The organism is Desulfuromonas acetexigens, from assembly GCF_900111775.1.
GTDB lineage: Bacteria > Desulfobacterota > Desulfuromonadia > Desulfuromonadales > Trichloromonadaceae > Trichloromonas > Trichloromonas acetexigens.
Genome location: NZ_FOJJ01000002.1, coordinates 88,726 through 107,965, shown reverse-complemented (window position 1 = coordinate 107,965; position 19,240 = coordinate 88,726). Strand labels below are relative to the sequence as shown.

11 protein-coding genes are annotated in these 19,240 nt (G+C 61.1%); 3 read left to right on the top strand and 8 right to left on the bottom strand.

Annotation, left to right across the window (positions count from 1 at the left end):
• Nucleotides 1-30 precede the first annotated feature (30 nt).
• The 7 genes from BQ4888_RS03295 to BQ4888_RS03265 all read right to left on the bottom strand — a co-directional run bounded on the left by BQ4888_RS03295 (nt 31) and on the right by BQ4888_RS03265 (nt 11,662).
• Nucleotides 31-2,262, bottom strand: a complete 2,232-nt coding sequence (locus BQ4888_RS03295; protein ID WP_092053661.1) for an NADP-dependent isocitrate dehydrogenase — start codon at nt 2,260-2,262, stop codon at nt 31-33.
• Between the two features lie 303 nt (nt 2,263-2,565).
• Entirely contained in the window at nt 2,566-3,327 is a 762-nt protein-coding gene (locus tag BQ4888_RS03290; RefSeq protein WP_092053660.1) for a LysM peptidoglycan-binding domain-containing protein, read from the bottom strand.
• 86 nt (nt 3,328-3,413) lie between these two features.
• Nucleotides 3,414-5,201 carry an aspartate--tRNA ligase gene (gene aspS / locus BQ4888_RS03285; RefSeq protein WP_092053701.1) on the bottom strand — a complete coding sequence of 596 codons (1,788 nt, stop codon included), beginning with the start codon at nt 5,199-5,201 and terminating at the stop codon, nt 3,414-3,416.
• A gap of 113 nt (nt 5,202-5,314) precedes the next feature.
• Nucleotides 5,315-6,553 (bottom strand): histidine--tRNA ligase, encoded by a 1,239-nt coding sequence (gene hisS, locus BQ4888_RS03280; RefSeq protein WP_217882306.1) that lies wholly within the window; start codon nt 6,551-6,553, stop codon nt 5,315-5,317.
• Nucleotides 6,554-6,726: 173 nt separating this feature from the next.
• Entirely contained in the window at nt 6,727-8,100 is a 1,374-nt protein-coding gene (locus tag BQ4888_RS03275; RefSeq protein WP_092053656.1) for a GGDEF domain-containing response regulator, read from the bottom strand.
• Nucleotides 8,101-8,154: 54 nt separating this feature from the next.
• Nucleotides 8,155-10,518, bottom strand: a complete 2,364-nt coding sequence (locus BQ4888_RS03270; protein WP_092053653.1) for a DNA internalization-related competence protein ComEC/Rec2 — start codon at nt 10,516-10,518, stop codon at nt 8,155-8,157.
• 10 nt (nt 10,519-10,528) lie between these two features.
• Nucleotides 10,529-11,662, bottom strand: coding sequence for a hypothetical protein (locus BQ4888_RS03265; RefSeq protein ID WP_140396583.1), 1,134 nt, complete (start codon nt 11,660-11,662; stop codon nt 10,529-10,531).
• Nucleotides 11,663-12,148: 486 nt separating this feature from the next.
• Between BQ4888_RS03265 and BQ4888_RS03260 the strand changes: the two genes are divergently transcribed.
• The 3 genes from BQ4888_RS03260 to acnB all read left to right on the top strand — a co-directional run bounded on the left by BQ4888_RS03260 (nt 12,149) and on the right by acnB (nt 18,173).
• Nucleotides 12,149-14,050 (top strand): ABC-F family ATP-binding cassette domain-containing protein, encoded by a 1,902-nt coding sequence (locus BQ4888_RS03260; RefSeq protein WP_092053649.1) that lies wholly within the window; start codon nt 12,149-12,151, stop codon nt 14,048-14,050.
• Between the two features lie 110 nt (nt 14,051-14,160).
• Nucleotides 14,161-15,348, top strand: a complete 1,188-nt coding sequence (locus BQ4888_RS03255) for a PP2C family protein-serine/threonine phosphatase (RefSeq protein ID WP_092053647.1) — start codon at nt 14,161-14,163, stop codon at nt 15,346-15,348.
• A 290-nt stretch (nt 15,349-15,638) separates the two neighbouring features.
• Nucleotides 15,639-18,173 carry a bifunctional aconitate hydratase 2/2-methylisocitrate dehydratase gene (gene acnB, locus BQ4888_RS03250; protein WP_092053645.1) on the top strand — a complete coding sequence of 845 codons (2,535 nt, stop codon included), beginning with the start codon at nt 15,639-15,641 and terminating at the stop codon, nt 18,171-18,173.
• Between the two features lie 124 nt (nt 18,174-18,297).
• Here the strand turns inward: acnB and BQ4888_RS03245 are convergent, their stop codons facing one another.
• Nucleotides 18,298-19,152, bottom strand: a complete 855-nt coding sequence (locus BQ4888_RS03245; protein WP_092053643.1) for an HDOD domain-containing protein — start codon at nt 19,150-19,152, stop codon at nt 18,298-18,300.
• Nucleotides 19,153-19,240: the final 88 nt, after the last annotated feature.

The following is a 19,240-nucleotide window of genomic DNA, read 5'->3' as shown; positions in this document are numbered from 1 at the left end:
GGAGACTGTTCCCCCGATTCCGCTAGACAGTTACATCGCTTCAATGATTGCGTTCAGCGTCGCGCTGGGGCACATCGCTTTGGCCGTTTTGACCGGGTCGGGGCGATAGTAGCCGCCGATATCGACCGGCTTGCCCTGAGCAGCGAGCAGTTCCTGATTGATCTTGGCTTCGTTCGCGGCCATGTCGGCGGCGACTTTGGCGAAACGCTTGGCGATCTCGGCATCCTTGGTCTGGGCGGCCAGGGCCTGTGCCCAGTACATGATCAGGTAGAAGTTGCTGCCGCGGTTGTCGATTTCATTCACCTTACGGGAAGGCGCCTTGGCGTTTTCCAGATACTTGGTGACCGCCTCGTCCAAGGTGTCGGCGAAGAGCTGAACTTTTTCGTTGCCGGTCTGTTTGACCGCCAGTTCGAGAGAGGGGACCAGGGCGCAATATTCACCCAGGGAGTCCCAACGCAGGTGCCCTTCTTTGAGGAACTGCTCGACATGCTTGGGCGCGGAACCGCCGGCGCCGGTTTCGAAGAGTCCGCCGCCTTTGAGCAGGGGAACGATGGAGAGCATGCGGGCACTGGTACCGAGCTCGATGATCGGGAAGAGGTCGGTCAGGTAGTCACGCAGGGCGTTACCAGTGCAGGTGATGGTGTCTTTGCCGGCGCGGGCGCGTTCGCAAGCCAGCTTCATCGCATCGTCGGGACGCATGATGCGGATGTCGAGCCCGCTGGTGTCGTGATCCTTCAGGTAGGTATTGACCTTCTGGATGATCTGGGCATCGTGGCCGCGACGGTCGTCGAGCCAGAAGATGGCGGGGGCGCCGGAAGCCTTGGCGCGGGAGACCGCCAGTTTGACCCAGTCACGAATCGGCTCGTCCTTGGTCTGGCAGGAACGGAAAACGTCCCCTTCTTCCACCGTCTGCTCCAGCAGGACTTTGCCGGAGGCGTCGACCACGCGGATTTTCCCGTCCGCCGGGGCGAAGAAGGTTTTGTCATGAGAGCCGTATTCCTCGGCTTTCTGCGCCATCAGGCCGACGTTGGAAGTATGGCCCATGGTCGCCGGGTTGAACTGGCCGTGCTTCTGGCAGTCTTCGATGATGGTTTTGTAGATGGTGGCGTAGCAGCGGTCGGGAATCATGGCGATGGTGTCCTGGAGTTTGTCTTCCAGGTTCCACATGCGGCCGCCGTCGCGCACCACGACCGGCATGGAGGCGTCGATGATGACATCATTGGGGGTATGCAGGTTGGTGATGCCTTTGCGGGAGTCGACCATCGCCAGGGCCGGACGGGTTTTGTAGACGTCCATGATGGCCGCTTCGATTTCGGCGCGCTTGGCTTCGGGCAGGCGTTTGATCTTGGCATAGACGTCGCCCAGGCCGTTGCTGATGTTAACGCCGATTTCCTTGAAGACATCGCCATATTTATCGAAAACGTCTTTATAGAAAACGGTGACGCATTGCCCAAACATGTAAGGGTCGGATATTTTCATCATGGTTGCTTTGAGGTGCAGGGAGAGCAATACGCCGTCCTTTTTCGCGACCTCAATCTGCTCTGCAAAGAACTTGCGAAGAGCTGCAATCCTTATGGAAGATGAGTCCAGAACCTCACCGGCTTGCAGCGGCATGTCTTTTTTCAGGACCTTGACGCTGCCGTCCTTGCCGACGAACTCATAGGTGACTTTGGTCGCGGCGGGAACGGTAACGGAAGTTTCACTGGCGTAGAAATCGTTGTCGGTCATATGGGCGACGCGGGTTTTGGAGTTCTCCGGCCAGGGCTGCATCATTTTGTGCGGGTTTTTCTGGGCGAATTTCTTGACCGAAGCAGCGGCGCGACGGTCGGAGTTCCCTTCACGCAATACCGGGTTGACGGCGCTGCCCAGGCATTTGGCGAAGCGTACCTGCAGGGCCTTGTCAGCGTCGTTTTTGGGTTCTTCCGGATAGTCCGGAATTTTATAGCCTTTTTCTTGCAGTTCTTTGATGGCGTCTTGCAACTGGGGGATGGAAGCGCTGACGTTTGGCAGTTTGATGATGTTGGCGTCGGGGGACTGGGTCAGTTCACCCAGTTGCGCCAAAAAGTCGGGAATCTGCTGCTCTTTGGTCAGGCTTTCGGGAAAGTTCGCGATGATACGGCCCGAGAGGGAGATGTCCCTGGTTTCAACATTGACGCCGGATCCCTTAAGGAACTTCTGCACCATGGGGAGCAGGGAGTAGGTCGCCAGCGCCGGGGCTTCGTCAATTTCGGACCAGATAATCGTTGCTGTTTTCGTTGTCATGTTCTCTCCTTAGTTTTTATGCCGGTATCGCCAGAGCTCAGAGCCGAAGGGCGGGAATGACCGGCCTTCGGTAAGCTTGGATGAAACTCAGGATCGTCTTGCATCGAACAACCTGGATCCGAGCGGAACGACCGTTGCGTCGGGCTTGGAACCTTTTGAATTTAATCACTAAAGGGGGGTTGAGAACTCATTTTCTGCCCCTAAAGCGTGTATACAGTATGCAAAAGGTTAATATATGTCAAGAAAAATTGTGTTGCGCTCTTAGGGGGTTTGCTGCGGGGATGGCGCTTTTACAGGTGTAGGCTAGGGCGTATCCGGGGTGGATCCGGCGTTCATGCGGGGGGCGATGGGGAAGGCGTCCGATTCCCGTGCCGAGGCCCTGGCTTCGGCGAGATCCGATTCGCTCTGGTCGCGAGGAATGGTGAGGGTTTGGCCGCCGTAAACCCGCCGGGGATCCTTGATCTGATCCCGATTTGCACGGTAGAGCAGGGGCCAGAGTAGGGGGTCCTGATAAATTTCTTTCTTGCCGGCGATGATCCAGAGGGTTTCACCGTCGGTGACGGTGTAACGGGAGGGCAGGGCGGGTACGGGGGGGATTTCATCCGTCGGAACCGTTGCCGGATTGGTCTTCCCCTTGGCATTGTCTTTGCCGGTGGCAGGCACGGGCCGGGAGGGCTTAGGGTCTGATGTCATCGGGCGTGGCCGGAGTTTGGCTTCTTCCCTTAGTTGTTCCTTGAGTCCCTGAAGCATTTCCTGGGTGATCCGGGCTTCGCTGGTACGCCGTTTTCGTTCCTCGTGGGCCGCTTCGATGGCTTGCCGAGCGAGGGCTTCTGCGTAAGGAAGGGTTTCTCGAGCCTGGCGATATTGACCGCTGGCCATGAGAGCTTCACTGTTCTCCAGAACCTCTTGAGCGGTCCGATAGCGTGCGGGTGCCAGCTCGGTGGCACCAGAGGAGTGTGCTTCGGCAAGGGCCGCACGCGCGGCTTCAAGTTCCCGGTGGGGGGCAGAGGCGCAGCCGTGGCTGAGAAGGATAAGGAGAAGTGCAGGAAGAAGAAATCGGCTCATGCGACGATCTTTGTCGGCCGTTGAATTCGTGAAGGGAGGTTGGACCGGAAGGGCGCCGCTTGTAGGCGCCCTTCCGGTCGTGGGTCTTACTTGGGTTTGACCGCCAGTTTGATGTGCAGTTCGCGCAGCTGTTTTTCGTCGACGACTCCCGGTGCTTCCGACATCAGACAGGTGGCTTTCTGGGTTTTCGGGAAGGCGATGACGTCGCGGATCGATTCGGACCCGGTCAGGATCATGGTCAGGCGATCGAGACCAAAGGCGATGCCGCCATGGGGCGGGGCGCCGAATTCCAGGGCGTCAAGCAGGAAGCCGAACTTGACCCGTGCCTCTTCCTCACCGATGCCCATCAGCTCGAACATCTGGCTCTGCACGGCCTGATCGTGAATACGGATGCTGCCGCCGCCGATTTCCGAGCCGTTGAGGACCAGATCGTAGGCCTTGGCCCGGGCCTTGCCCGGATCGGTGGTCAGCAGGGGAACGTCTTCATCCATTGGCGCGGTAAAGGGGTGATGGACGGCGACGTGGCGGCGGGCTTCCTCATCCCACTCGAGCAGGGGGAAGTCAGTGACCCAGACGAATTGGTAGTCGTCCTTTTTGGCCAGGGACAAGCGCTGCCCCAGGTGCCCACGCAGGCGGCCGAGGGCTTCGTTGGTGACTCGAAAGGAGTCGGCCACGAACAACAACAGGTCGCCAAGTTGGGCATCCAGGCGCCCGTTGAGGGCGGCCAGTTCATCGGCGGTGAAAAATTTGGCGATGGGTGACTGCCAACCTTCCTCGGTCATCTTCACCCAGGCCAGACCTTTGGCGCCGTAAATCTTGACAAACTCGGTGAGCTCATCCAGCTCTTTGCGCGACAGGGTCGCCCCGCCCTTGACGTTGATCGCCTTGACCATGCCGCCGTTCCCGACGGCGTCGGCGAAGACCTTGAAGCCGGAGCTTGCGACCAGGTCGGAGATTTCTACCAGCTCCAGCCCGAAGCGCAGATCAGGGTTGTCCACCCCGTAGCGGGCCAAGGCTTCCTGGTAGGTCATGCGCGCCATCGGCAGGGAGACGTCGACGCCGATCGCTTCCTTGAAGATGGTGGCGATCATTCCCTCCATGACCCGGATGACGTCGTCGCGGTCGACAAAGCTCATCTCGCAGTCGATCTGGGTAAACTCGGGCTGGCGATCGGCGCGCAGATCCTCGTCGCGAAAGCAGCGGACGATCTGGAAATAGCGGTCGAAGCCGGAAACCATCAGCAACTGTTTGAAGAGTTGAGGGGACTGGGGTAGCGCGTAGAAGGTGCCGGGATTGACGCGGCTCGGCACCAGATAGTCGCGGGCGCCTTCGGGGGTGCTCTTGGTCAGAACGGGAGTTTCGATGTCGAGGAAACCCTGGCCGTCGAGATAGCGACGGACGGTGCGGGTGACCTGATAGCGCAGCATCAGGTTGTTCTGTACCGCCGGGCGGCGCAGGTCGAGATAGCGGTGCTTGAGGCGGATATTTTCCGCGACCTCAGTATATTCGTCGAGCATGAAGGGCGGGGTCTTGGCGGTATTGAGAATGCGCAGGTCGCTGACTTCGACTTCGACCTCGCCGGTTTTCATTTTGGGATTGACGGTCCCCTCAGGGCGCGGAGAGACCTTGCCCTTGATCGCCACAACGAATTCGTTGCGTACCCGGTCGGCTTTGCCGTGGGCTTCCGGATCGCGGTCGGGGTCGAGGGCCAGCTGTATGACCCCCTCGCGATCCCGCAGGTCAATAAAAATCAGGCCGCCGTGGTCGCGGCGGCGCTGCACCCAACCCATCAGACAGACTTCCCGGCCGACTTCCACGGCAGTAACCTGCCCACAATAATGACTTCTTTTCCAGTCTCCCAGCACGTCGTTCAAGTTCATATCCTCCCCGTATCGATAAGTTGGTTTCTTAATGGCTGATTTTAGCGAATTGGCAATTATAGTGACGCGGTCCGGGGGTCGTCAAGAACTATCCCGCGGGGCTTTCGTCAGGGGGCGGGGGGCGCTGCCACCACCAGGAATTCCTCAATGCCGTCCAGGGGGACGCTCTCTTGGGTGCTGGTTTCCATGGTGCGCAGTTGGCCTTGCCGGCTTGCCATTTCGTCCTCGCCGAGGATCAGTACCCGTTTGGCCATCAGCTTGTCGGCACGGCGCAACTGGGCTTTGAGGCTTTTCCCTTCGTAGTCCATTTCCGTACGCAGCCCGCGTCGTTGCAGCCGGGACATGAGGGCGAAGGCGTAGCGGCTGGCCTCTTCGCCGAGGGCCGCCAGGAAAAGATCGGGCCGGGCGGCTTCGATCCGTGCCTCTCCCTTCATCAGCGCCAGGCGCTCGACACCCATGGCAAAACCGATGCCGGGCAGGGGCGGCCCGCCCAGGTCCTTGATCAGCCCGTCGTAACGGCCGCCGGCGGCGACGGCATTCTGCGAGCCGAGGCTGCCGGTCACCATCTCGAAGGTCGTCTTGGTGTAGTAATCAAGGCCCCGCACCATGCGCGCATTGATGGAAAAGGCCGTGCCCACTTCACGCAGATGCTCCTGCACGCGGGTGAAATGCTCCGTGCAATCGCCGCAGAGATGGTCGAGGACCGAGGGCGCTCCGACGGTCGCCTCCTTGCAGCCGGGAACCTTGCAGTCCACCACCCGCAGAGGATTGGTCCGGTAGCGGCGGCGGCAGTCTTCGCAGAGCGCTTCCAGGCGATCTTCAAGAAAGGCAGTCAACGCCTGCCGATAGCCGGGGCGACATTCAGGACAGCCGAGGGAGTTGATCTGCAGCTCGACATCGGTGATGCCCACGGCCTCGAAGTAGTGGGCGAGCATGGTCAGAACCTGGGCATCGATTTTCGGATCTTCGACGCCGATCACTTCGGCGCCGATCTGGTGGAACTGACGGTAGCGCCCTTTCTGCGGGCGTTCGTAACGGAACATCGGCCCCATGTAATAAAGTTTGGCGATGGGGTCGCGGGTATGCAGCTTGTTCTGGATGAAAGCGCGCATGACCGGCGCCGTTCCTTCCGGACGCAGGGTCAGGGAGTTGTCGCTCTTGTCGCGGAAGGTGTACATCTCTTTTTCGACGATATCGGTCGTTTCGCCGATAGAGCGCTGGAAGAGTTCGGTTTTTTCCACCACCGGGACGCGGATCTCGGAAAAGCCGTAGAGGCTGAAGATCCGGCGCGCCTGTTCTTCGAGAAATTGCCAGGTTTCCACTTCTCCGGGCAGGATGTCGTTCATGCCCTTGATGCCTGTGATGCTCACGCCAGCAAACCTTTCATTGAATTCGGGAAAATATCGATGGAGTAATCGCAGAGGGGAGGCGGTAGGCCGGGGCCCGGTCGGGTCAGCGGTCTCGGATCCGTGCGGCGAAGGGTCTCAGTCTTTCAAGCGGGGGTTGCGCGGGGGGTGTTTCATTCTTTCAGTTCCGCGGCGGCGCGGGTGACGTTGCGTACCAGCTTGCCTTGATACATGGCCTGGTCGGCCAGATCGATAAGGATTTGTTTGTTGGCGGCGTCGCTGGGGTAGACCGCATGCCCGACGGTGGCGGTAATCCGCACCGGCGTGGAGCTTTCCGCCAGGAAGACATGGTCTTCAATGGTCTTGCGGATCCTTTCGCTGACCACGGCGCTTCCGGTCGCGCCGGTTTCCACCAGCAGCGCGGTGAATTCGTCCCCGCCGTAACGAAAGGCCAGGTCGACCTCACGGATACAGCCGCGCAGCAGATCGGCGACTTCCCGCAAAACCCGGCTGCCGGCCAGATGCCCATGGCTGTCGTTGACCCCCTTGAAGTGATCGAGGTCCATGAAAATCATGGAGAGTTCCTGGCCGTAGCGATCCGCGCGCCGGATTTCCTGATCGAGCATGACCTGCAGGTAGCGGTAGTTGTGCAGCCCGGTCAGGTCGTCGATGTAGATGAGATCCTTGGTCCCCTGAAAACGGCAGGCGTTATAAAAACCGCTGGCCGCCTGTTCGGCCAAAAACAGGAGGTTTTCGTAAGGGAAGGGGGTGGGCAGGTCCGAGCCGGGGGTGTTGTATAAAAAGAGGGCGCCGCGCAGATGTTTGCCGAAGCGCAGGGGGAAGACACAGAGTTCGCGCAGATCCTGGGGGATGGCGACATTTTCCGGAAGCTCGCCGCGCCGCATCAGGCGCAGCCCGCCGATATCGCGCAGCTCCGGAAAGAGAGCCTGGGCCATGGCGATCAACCGGACGTCGCTGTCGGTCCCCTGCTTGCCGAGCAGGCGCGGGGTGCGGTTGCGTTCCTGCAAAAAAGCAAAGCCGCGTCCTTCGCCGATCTCTCGCAGCAGCGTTTCAATGCTTTGGGACATGAGCCGGTCAAGTTCCATCTGCGACGCCAGGTTCTGTCCCGCCTGGTAGAGACGGATCTGGCTCTTGAGCAGGGAGTTCTCGTCGAGCAGGCGCCGTTGTTCGATGCAGCTGCGGACCAAGTGGCGCAGTTCCTCGGGGTCGAAGGGTTTCAGCAGATAGTCGCGGGCGCCGCTTTTCAGGGCGTGGATGGCAGTTTCCAGGCTGGCGTGGCTGGTGGCGAGGATGACTTCGGGAGGATTGTCGAGGCCCCGCGCCAGACGCAAAACATCCAGTCCGCCGATGCCGGGCATGACCATGTCGGTCAGGACGACGTCGACTCCCCCCTGGCGCAGGCGGGTCAGGGCGCTGTCGCCGGTGGCGACGGTTTCGACCTGGTAGCCTTCCTCGGCCAGCAACTCGGAATAGAGGCGGCGAAAGAACAGTTCGTCATCGACAACCAGAATGGTAGGTTTCTTCATTCCGAGGTGCTCCTCATAGCTAGAATAGCAGAGTAGCAGAGTGCCAATTTAGTGTCAACGGAATAGCCTTTGGTTCCAATGGGTTGCTTGCCAGGTGCGGGAATCGCTGACGAATCTCAGGCTGCCATCGCGGTCGGTGCGCCAGAGGGGAATGCCCCGCGCTTCCAGGGCGTCCGTCACCCGGACGTGGGGAAAGCGGAAGCGGTTGCCGAATCCCAGCGAGGCGAAAGCAAGTTTTGGGCGCACTTCGTCGAGCAGCCATTCGGGATGACATTTGCCGCTGCCGTGGTGGGGCAGTTTCAGTAGATTGACTTGATAGGGCAAGGGGTGCGCAAGCAGTTGTTCGATCCCCGCTTCCTCCAGGTCGCCGGTCAAAAGGGCGCCGTTATCGCCATCCCGAACGAGCAGCACGAGAGAGGCATCGTTGAGATTGTCCGTGTTCTGCTCCGGGGTAAAAATCCACAGTGATCGCTCGTCCCTTTCCCGTCGCAGGCTCCAGCCCGGCGGTTGTATGACGACAGGGACCCCGCTCTTGGCCAAGCTGGCGCGCAGGGCATCGTTCAGCTTTTCGGCCGGTTGCGCCGTCCAGAATTCATCGACGGGAAAGGTTTCCAATACCCCCGTCAGCCCCTGGCTGTGATCGGGGTGGTCGTGGGTGAGAATGACCGCCTCGAGACGGCGTACCCCGAGGCGGCCGAGGGCCGGTGCGAGCAGACGACGGCCGACATCGAAACGGGTATCATGAAAGCCGCCGCCGTCGATGAGGAAATGCCGTCCGCCATCCAAAGTCAGCAGGGTGGCATCCCCCTGACCGACGCTGAGGGACGTGACAGTCAGCGCCGACGAACTTCTTTCCGGTGCGATAAGGAGCAATCCGGCGAACAGGGCGCAGCCGGCTCTTCCCAACCAACGCCGCCGACTTCCTCCGGGCAGCAGCAGGCTGAGGGCGAGAAGTGCCGAGGCTGCCAGCAGGCCGGGAGAGGCGTAACAGGTCAGCGCCCGGAGCAAGGGCAGGTCGACGGTGCGGTCGACCAGTTCCAACACGCCGAGGGTCACTTGCCCACAGCCGGTAAGAAGCAGGTTGGCGCCCGCCTCCCACAGGGGAAGCAGAAGCGCCCCTCCCAGCCCGAGGGGGACGGCGACGAGACCGATGAGGGGGACCGCGAAGAGGTTGGTGACGAGCCCGGCGGGGGCGAGCAGGTGAAAGTTGGCCAGGACCAGCGGGGTTGTCGTGACCGTCGCGGCGACGGTGGTCAAGGCGAGGCCGACCGCATAGCTCAGCCCTTTCGGCCAGCGTCGCGTTCCCGGATGCCAGCGGGGCACCAGTACCAGGATGCCGAAGAGCCCGGCGAAGGAGAGCTGGAAGGCCGGCTGAAAGAGGATCAGCGGTTCGGCGAGGAGAAAGATCAGAGCGCAACTGGCCAGAAGTTTTACCGGCGGTGTTTGTCGGTTTGCTGACATCAGCAGCGCGACCGCTGTGAGCATGACAAAGGCGCGGCGGGTGGCGATGCCGTCGCCGGTGAGGAGCAGATAGCCGAAGAGCGGAGCGAGCAGCAGTAGCGGCAGCAGTCGCCGCGCGGGGGCCAGCAGCAGGAGGCGTTCGGAGCGGCGATAGAGGAGATTGGCACCGGCATAAAGGAGCGCCGCGACCAGGCCGAGATGCAGTCCCGAGATGGCGAAAAGATGAGAGACCCCACCCCGGGCCAGGCGTTCGCGATCCTCTTGGCGCAGGAGGCTTTTGTCGCCGATGACCAGGGCGCGAACCAGGGGCGCCGCCTCATCGGAAACCGCCCGGTCGATGGCCTTGCCCAGCCCTTCCCGCAGGCGCGACGGGGTCAGCCCCACTCCAGGAGGATCGGCGAAGACCACCAGTTCGCGGGTGTCGGTCAGGTGGGCGGTGGCGAAAATGTCGCGATAGGCAAGATGCCGGGGATAGTCGAACTCGCCGGGCAGGCCGAAGGGACGGGGTGCCCGCGGTCGCGCTATGAAGCGGACCCGGCTGCCGCTGCGCACCGGGCTCTCCCCCTGGTCGATGGAAACCAAAAGGATCCCGGAAACGGCACGGCTTTCTTCGCCGTCGACGATTCTTTCCGTCGCTATCTCCAGGTTGAATCCTCCTCCTTGTCGCTGGGCCAGGGCGCGCACCCGCCCCTCGATAACCCAGGTCTGGGTGCCGGTAAAGGCGCGGATGTGGTCGGGAGCGGTCGGTGGGCTGAGGGCGTTCTGGTAGAAGGCGATGCCGAGCAGATAGAAGAAGAGGATCGGGAGGACGATGCCGAGGCGGCGGATAAAAAGGACGCTGATTCCGGCGACAAAGGCGCAGAGGCCGGGAACGAGGGGGCTGTCCCAGGGGGCGGGCAGGTAAGGGGCGCTGGCCAGGCCGGCGGCATAGGCCGACAGGAAGTGCCAGATCGCCATGGTGTTCTTCTCAGCGCGGCGCGCCGATGGCCGCCAGCAGGGCGAGCAGCCGATCGATCTGGGTCGGGTTGAACGACACACCCTCCGGGGGCAGTCCGACCAGGCGGCGATAATCTTCCCCCCGGGAGGCGCGCCGGTCGAGGCGGAGATAGTCGATCCCCGTGCGCGGCGGCAGCTGCAGCTCTAGGGAGTGATTTCCCTCCCCGAGCAGAAGCGAACCGAGAGCCTGATCCTGCAGGTAGCCCGGACTGGGATAGTTCAAGGTTCGGCGCTTGTCGAGTCGGGCCAAGATCGGCGTTTCGCCGGCGCCGCGCAGGCTCAGGGTCCAGATGCCGGGGCTGGGGAGGAAAAAATCGAGGCGGAGTTTCCCCGCGAGGTTACCGGCCCGTAGCCAAAGCCCGCCGCTCGGTTCTCCCAGCAGGCGCGCTTCGGTCGGCTCGGCCCCCTGACGAAAGGCGGCATCTTCTGCCTCGATGATGAAGGTTTCGGGGGTCGGGGGAAGGGCGGCTTCGAGATGTAACAACTGGATTACGGAAAGGGCCAGAACCTCGGCAGTTAGCGCTTCTTCGAAGTGCCAGCCACCGAGAGGTTCGATCAGTGACTGTTCCGGGGCGCTCAGTTCCAGATAATCGAAACTGCCGTCGGGGGGGAGATCGATGAGCACTTCCTGCATACCGGGGGTCAACTCGACCTCCCCGAGCACCACCCGACCAAACTCCAGGGGACCGTCGGCCTCCCAGGTGCGGCCGCCGAGGGTGATGCGGTGCCCCGGGCGGCGCAGGGCCGCGCTGAGTCGATAATTTCCGCTATGCGGAAGGAGAAAGCGCAGGGTGGCAGAGGTACGGCCGGAGAGTCCGTTGAGCCAGCCGGAGCCGCTGTAGGGGCCGAAGGTTTCGAAGGTTTTGACCGAGACCGCATCGCCGGGCTGAAAGCTCTCCTCGCCTTCGATGCGCCATTGCCGCCGGCCATCGAGGAGACGGTGATAGTCGAGGTCCTGGGGGTGGTCGGGGAGGCCGAAGGACCAGCCGAGGGCTTCCACCAGGCTGACCACCCACTGGCGCTGGCTGAGCCCGGTTTCGGCCTGGGGAACGCCGGTCAGGGCCAGCCAGAAGAGTAGGGTCGCCAGGGCGCGTGTCTTGAACAAAAGCAGGCCTCCCAAATAGGTCATCGACCCGAAACTCGGGTCGATGGCGAGGTTAGCACAGCCGCCGAATTTTGCCTAGGGCGCTCGGCGCTGATGTGGCGCTCGGCACCGACCGCTCTTCTCGACGGACCGGGGATGTTGCCTTTGCCCTCCCTCGCGCCGCCGGTCGCTGCCCCCGGGGATAGTGGCGTTCAGTCGCCGGCGTGGTTTTCGCGGGCGGCCTTTCTCGTTCCGGCCGCGGGCCGGAAGGGGGGATGAGATGGGAAAAACCGATGACAAAAAAGCCCAAAAGCATCAACATTTCGAACATGGCCATCATTCCTTTCTGGTGGGATGGTCCGATGATCTGCCGGTTGTGTGACAGAATAAGTCACAATCGTTGCCGGCGCCCTTACTTGGGGATTGATTTGGTATTTTTCGGCGCATCCTGTATATATGAGGGCCGCTCCGTCGCTGACGGGAAGTGATTTCGAGAGGACGAAACGCATGAATGTGATCGATGTCAATGGGCTACACAAGAGTTACGGCGCGCGCCTGGTGCTCGACGGCCTCGTTTTCGCCGTGGCCGAGGGCGAGAAGGTGGGGGTCATCGGCCGCAATGGTTGTGGCAAGTCGACCCTGCTGCGGGTGCTCTCCGGTGGCGAGGATGCCGATGCCGGCGAGGTGATGCGCAAGCGGGGGTTGACGGCGGCCTATCTGCCCCAGGAACCGGAACTTGATCCCGATCTGACGATCGCCGAAACCCTGGAGCGGGCGCTGGACGAGGCGCGCCGAAAACTGGAACGTTTCCATGAAATCGCCGCGCGCTTGCCCGCCGTCGGCGCCGACGAAGGGGAACGGCTGTTGACGGAACAGCAGACGTTGCAACTCTGGCTCGATCATCATGGCGCCTGGGATCTCGGTCATCGTATCGCCGACATCTCCGGCCGCTTCGGCATCGTCGAAATGTCCCAGCGGGTCGGGGAGCTCTCCGGCGGCTGGGTCAAAAAGGTGGCTCTGGCCGGGATGTTTTTGCGCGAGCCGGAGCTCTTGCTCCTCGACGAGCCGACCAACCATCTCGACGCCGAGACCATCGCCGCCCTCGAAGTTATGCTGCGCCAGTATGCCGGCGCGGTCATGCTGGTGACCCACGACCGCTACTTTCTCGATCGGGTGGTGGGTCGCATGTTCGAACTGGAGCAGGGGGTAATGACCCAGTATCGGGGCAACTACAGCGACTATCTGCGGCAGAAACAGGAGCGGCTCGAAGCCGAAGGCCGATCCCAGAGCCGCCTGATGAACCTGTTGCGCCGCGAGGAGGCCTGGCTGCACCGGGGCCCCAAGGCGCGCACCACCAAGCAGAAGGCGCGCATCGGTCGGGTCGATGAGCTGCGCGGGCAGAAAAAAGATTTACGGGTACGCGACGTCAAGCTGGAGTTTGCTGCCGAGCAGCGTCTCGGCGGAACCATTCTCGAATTTCGCGACCTGGGGATAAAGCTCGGCGGCCGCCGCCTGGTCGAGGAGCTCTCCTTCATCCTGCGTAAAGGCGAACGCATCGGTATTCTTGGTCCCAACGGCTGCGGCAAGACCAGTCTGCTCAAGACCGTGCTCGGGGAACTGGCGGCCACCGCCGGCGAGGTGGTCCTCGGCAGCAACACCCGCATCGGCTATCTTGACCAGGCTCGCAGCGGACTCGATCCTGAGCAATTTGTCCATGAGGCGCTCGGGGAGGGGGAATGGGTCGAGGTCGCCGGGCAGAAACGGCACAAGATCGGCTATCTGGAGGATTTCCTCTTCCCCGCCGGGGAGCAGCGCAAACGCATCAGCACCCTCTCCGGCGGCGAACGGGCACGGCTTTTGCTAGCCTGCCTGATGCTCCAGGGGGCCAATCTGCTCATTCTCGACGAGCCGACCAACGACCTCGACATCCCGACCATGCAGGTGCTGGAAGAGGCCTTTGCCGATTTCCCCGGCTGTGTGCTGGTGGTGACCCACGACCGCTGGTTTCTCGACCGGGTTGCCACCGGCATCCTCCATTTCGAGGAATCCGGGAAGGTGGTCTATTACGAAGGGAATTACGAGGATTTTCTGCGTTTTCAGGAATTGCGGGAAGAGGGTGAACGGCAGGCGCGCAAACTTGAGGCGAAACCAGCCGTCGCCGAGCCAAAGGCGCGGAAGAAGATCGGTCTCGGTTACAAGGAAAAGCTCGAACTCGAAGCGGTGGAGCGGGAAATCGCCGAACTGGAACAGAGCAAGGCCGAATATGAACAGTTACTCGCCGATCCGGCGCAACTGGGGGACCGCCTGCATTTGGCAGAAGTGGCTAAATCCTTGGGGGATCTGGATTCTCGGCTGGAACAGCTCTTTGCGCGCTGGGAGGAACTCGAAACCCGTAACCAGGGGGGATGAGGGATTCGCGGAAGTTCCCCGCCGGGAAAATACATTTGCCAGCCTTGGCCGGCTGTGTTTAGCTTAAAAGAAGGCAATGGAACGATTCTCCTTCCCTGGAGTTCTGTGCAATGCGGGAAAAAATTCTTCTCACCAGTGCCGATTCCGACCGCTGCGGATTGGGGGGGATTCTCGACAGCGTCGGCCATGAAATCCTTCATGCCGGTGAAATCATCGCGGCGGGAGAATGTCTGCGTCAGTCTCCGGCCCTGGTGCTGCTCGATGCCGAACTGCTGGCCCGCGCCTCCGGCGACCTGCGTGGTGCTTTCGAAGCCCAGCTGCTCGCGGCCGATATCCCTTGTTTGCGCTTTGCCTCGAAGGGGATGGAGCAGGGACGGATGCGGGAACTGACCCCCCGTGCCTGGGCCACCATCGTCAATCCCGAAGATCGCGACCATGTGCTCGAACAGGTCGGTTTGCTACTCAGGATGCGTCAGCTTTTCCAGGCGCGGATGCTGGCCGAGGAACAGCTGCTGATGCGCCAGATTGAAAGCGAGCAGAGCCTCGCTTCCGCTTCCCATATCCAGCGTAGCCTGCTCCCCCGTTCCCTCCCCCAGAGCGACGCCTTTTCTTTCGCCTGGGAATTTCTCCCCTGCGAAACCGTCGGCGGCGATCTCTTTTATCTGGCCCCCCTTTCAGAAGACGCCCTGATGGTCTATCTGATCGATGTGAGCGGTCACGGCATCCCTTCGGCGATGGTGACGGTTTCTGTCTATCAAAGCCTGACGGCGCAAACCGGACGTCTGGTCAAGAGGGTTCTCGACCGCCCGCCCTATTTCGAGGTGTCGGGTCCCGCCGAGGTCCTGACCGCACTCGATAAGGAATACCCCTTCGAACGATTCGAGAAGTTCTTCAGTATCGTCTATTTGCTGCTTGACCCCCGCACCGGCAGGGTACGCTACTGTAACGGTGGACACCCGGCGCCGATCCTGGTGCGGGCTGACGGGTCCTGGGATTTGCTCGGCGAGGGGGGAACCCTGGTCGGTCTCGGCGGCGTGCTTCCCTACCGGGAGGGGCAGGTGCAGCTGGCGCCAGCGGACCGTCTCTATCTCTACTCGGACGGCGTAACCGAACATTTCTCCCCCGACGGCGAACCCTACGGCGACGGCCGCTTGCTCGATTTTCTTCTGCGCCATCGTCATCTTCCCCTGAAGCGGGTGATACACGGCCTCATGTCTGACCTTCAGGGCTACGGACGGGGGCGACTGCCGGGGGATGATGTCAGTTTTTTTGGCATCGAGTTCAACGGTCCGCGCTAAAGGGCGGATTATCCGACCCCTTGGCCAAACCGTTCCGCCCGTCGCGCCATTTTAATCCTTTCCGCCATGAAACCCCTCTTCAGTATCCCGCCAAGGGTTTATTTTTGAACGACTTCCGCGTTGACAATAACCCGCGCAATCGTATACAGTATGCAGGTTTCCGGTTCCGTCGCGCGGATTCACGCACCGTTTTTACCGAATTGGCAGGCTTTTAGTAGAGACCTCTGCCGGCAGTTTTCAAGGGGCCGCTCCGTAAGGAGAGCGTCCCCACTACATTGAGGAGGAGAGAGATGATCGAAGCATATCTGAAGCATGAGGAAGAGCGTAAGGCCCAAGGCATTCCCGCGCTTCCCCTGAGCCCCGAGCAGACCGCTGATCTGTGCAAGCTGTTGCAGGCCCCCCCCGCCGGCAAGGAAAGCTTTCTGCTGAACCTGTTCAAGGAGCGCATCTCCCCGGGGGTCGATCCGGCCGCCGAAGTCAAAGCCGATTTCCTCGGTAAGCTGCTCAAGGGCGCGGTCAGCTCCCCTTTGATCAACAAAAAGGACGCGGTCAAGATTCTCGGCACCATGATCGGCGGTTACAACGTCAAACCCCTGGTTGACGCCCTCAAAGATGCCGAACTGGCCGATGATGCCGCCTGCGCCCTTTCCGGTATCACCCTGGTATACGATGCTTTTGACGAAGTGGCGGCCCTTGCCAAATCCAACGCCGCCGCCAAGAAGGTTCTCACCTCCTGGGCTAATGCCGAGTGGTTCACCAACAAGCCGGCCCTGGCCGAGACCATTAAGGTCAAGGTTTACAAGGTTGACGGCGAGATCAATACCGACGACTTCTCCCCGGCCGGTGACGCCTGGAGCCGCCCCGACATTCCGCTGCACTCTCTGGCCATGGGCAAGACCCGCTTCCCCACCGGGAACGCTGAAATCGCCAAATTCCGCGCCGACGGCTTCCAGGTGGCCTTTGTTGGCGACGTCGTCGGTACCGGTTCCTCCCGCAAATCGGCTTGCAACAGCGTGCTTTGGCACATCGGCAACGAAATTCCCGCCGTGCCCAACAAGAAGACCGGCGGCGTTATCATCGGCGGCGTCATCGCTCCGATCTTCTTCAATACCGCTCAGGATTCCGGCGCTCTGCCGCTGAAGATGGATGTCACCGCCATGAACACTGGCGACGTCATCATCATCAATACCAAAAAGGGCGAAGTGACCAATGAGGCCGGCAAGGTCATCACCACCTTTGAAATCGCCCCCAATACCGTCCCTGACGAATTCCGTGCCGGCGGCCGTATCCCCCTGATCATCGGCCGCGCGTTGACCGAGAAGGCGCGCGCCGCCCTCGGCATGGGTGCCACCGACATCTTTACCCTGCCGGTCAACCCGGTGCCCAAGGCCGGTCAGGGCTACTCCCTGGCGCAGAAAATGGTCGGCAAGGCCTGTGGTGTTGATGGGGTTCTCCCCGGCACCGCCTGTGAGCCGAAGATGACCACCGTCGGTTCCCAGGACACCACCGGCCCAATGACCGCTGATGAGCTGAAAGAACTGGCCTGCCTCAAGTTCCAGGCGCCCATGTTCATGCAGTCCTTCTGCCACACCGCCGCCTATCCTAAGCCGGCGGACGTGAAGATGCACAAGAACCTGCCCAAGTTCATCGCCGAGCGCGCCGGCGTCGCCCTGCGCCCCGGTGACGGCGTCATTCACAGCTGGTTGAACCGTCTGCTGCTCCCCGACACCGTCGGCACCGGCGGTGACTCGCATACCCGCTTCCCGATGGGGATCAGCTTCCCGGCCGGTTCCGGTCTGGTCGCCTTCGCCGGCGCCATGGGCTTCATGCCCCTGGATATGCCCGAATCGGTATTGGTGCGTTTCAAAGGCAAGTTCAACCCCGGCATCACCCTGCGTGACGCCGTCAACGCCATCCCCTTCTGGGCGATCAAGCAGGGCCTGCTGACCGTGCCCAAGAAGAACAAGAAGAACATCTTCAATGGCCGCATTCTCGAAATGGAAGGTCTGCCCGAGCTCTCCGTCGAACAGGCGTTCGAGCTGACCGACGCCGCCGCCGAGCGCTCCGCCGCCGCCGGCTGCATCCAGCTCTCCGAAGCGTCGGTCTGCACCTATCTGCGCTCCAACGTCGCCCTGATGAAGAAGATGATCGCCGAGGGCTACCAGGATCCCCAGACCCTGCAGAATCGTATTGATGCCGTCAATGAGTGGCTGAAGGCGCCTAAACTGCTCAAGGCCGATGCCAACGCCGAGTACGCCGCGGTCATCGAGATCGACCTGGCCGATATCAAGGAGCCGATCTTGGCTTGCCCGAACGACCCGGACGACGTCAAGCTCCTCTCCGAGGTTGCCGGCACCCAGATTCACGATGTTTTCCTCGGTTCCTGTATGACCAACATCGGCCACTTCCGTGCCGCTGCCGAAATCTGGCGCGGCCAGAAGTTCAATCCGGCCGTTCGCACCTGGATCTGCCCGCCGACCCGCATGGATCAGCAGCAGCTCAAGGACGAGGCCATCTTCTCGGTATACAGCGCCATGGGCGCCCGGATCGAGATCGCCGGTTGCTCGCTGTGCATGGGTAACCAGGCCCGGGTTCCTGACGGAGTGAACATGTTCTCCACCTCGACCCGTAACTTCGACGACCGTATCGGTAACGGCGCCAAGGTTTACCTCGGCTCCGCCGAACTCGGCGCGGTCATCACCAACATGGGCAAACTGCCGACTCCGGCCGAATATCTGGCTGTCTACAAAGAAAAAGTCGCGCCCAAGGCCGAGCAGATCTACAAGTACCTGCAGTTCGATGAAATGGAAGGCTACGGCAAGTAAGCCGAAGCCTTCCGGATAAAACTCGCCCCCGTCGGATGCGTTCCGGCGGGGGCGAAGTCTTTTCCGACAAAAAACGCCGGCACTCTGACGAGGCCGGCGTTTTTTGTCGCGTTGGCTCTGAGGTTCAGTTTTCGAGGAAGGCGTCACGGTCCCGTTCGAAAATCACCCGGAACTCTTCCAGGACCTTGTCGAGGTGTTCCGGTTTGATGCCCGGCGCCTTATCCTTGAGAGATTCGAAGAGATCGAGGCCTTCATCCGGTTCACGCTGACCGATGCCGAGCTTGCGGCAGAGCTTGTCGGCGATATGGACAGTCAAGATCAGACGGTAAAGTTCGGGCTGCTCTTTGCGTGAAACGTCGAGATCCTCGTGGTGGCGGGCCACTTGGGTGAGGTTTTCGGCGAAATTCCACTTTTGCAGTACAGCTTCGCCGATCAGGGCGTGGGAATAGGGGAAGAATTTCTTCTCCAGGTCCTCGAAGGTTCCCTCGCCGTTGTACACCCCTTGAATGATCTGTAGAAAATTATCCGGATCGGTGTTGTTCATGACCAACTTGCCGATGTGCCGAAAGAGGCCGCCGAGAAAGGCTTCTTCGGGATCAGACGATTTAAAGCGCTGGGCAACCAGGCGCGAACCGATGGCGGCGCCGATGGAATCTTCCCAGAGCATCTTTTCCGTCAGGCCGAAGGTCTTGTTGACCCCCTTGAGGCTGGAGGCCAGCACCAGGCTTTTCAAGGTCTTTTCGCCGAGGATGACGATGGCGTGTTCGATCGTCTTGACCTGGCGTTGCATACTGTAAAAGGAAGAATTGGCGATTTTCAGGAGGCGCGCCGAAACGGCTGCGTCTTTGGAAATGGCATCGGCCAGATCCTTCGCCGTTTTATTCGGGTCCTGCATCAACTGAACGACTTTGGTCGCCACCATCGGCATAGGCGGCAAATCCCCCACCGCATTGATAATCGATTGAAATTCACTCTGCATGATTGTCCTTCCTCCAAGCGGGCTGACTCCCGCTACCAAGCATCGAGGTTGCCGTGGTAATTGAATTCGACTCCGAATATTAGCATGA